A 288-nucleotide genomic window follows, 5' to 3' on the forward strand; every position below is an offset into this window, starting at 1 on the left:
CTCATCATATGCCCGATGACCTCGGCCGGCACGCCGGCGGCCATGTTGTCGTAGTGGGTCTTCGGCACGATGAGGGTGTGCACCGGCGCCTCGGGCTCGATGTCGTCGAAGGCGTAGCACACATCGTCCTCGTACACCTTGGCCGACGGGATCTCGCCGGACACGATCTTGCAGATGAAGCTCTCCAATGTCTCGCGCAACTCCGTCCGCTCGTTGCCGAAGATACTCCAATCGGTCTTGCTCATCTTCGATATCGAGCTTCACGTCCTCGAGCTGGCTGTCAAGCTC

General features: G+C 60.4%; 1 protein-coding gene. It reads right to left on the reverse strand.

The window, feature by feature from the left end; genetic code table 11:
• Positions 1–245, reverse strand: a 245-nt coding sequence (locus tag NE591_RS15500) for an HIT domain-containing protein (protein WP_256157129.1), incomplete at its 3' end; no start/stop codon positions are given.
• Positions 246–288 lie beyond the last annotated feature (43 nt).

It is taken from the genome of Adlercreutzia sp. DFI.6.23 (genome assembly GCF_024462535.1).
Classification (GTDB): domain Bacteria; phylum Actinomycetota; class Coriobacteriia; order Coriobacteriales; family Eggerthellaceae; genus Adlercreutzia; species Adlercreutzia rubneri.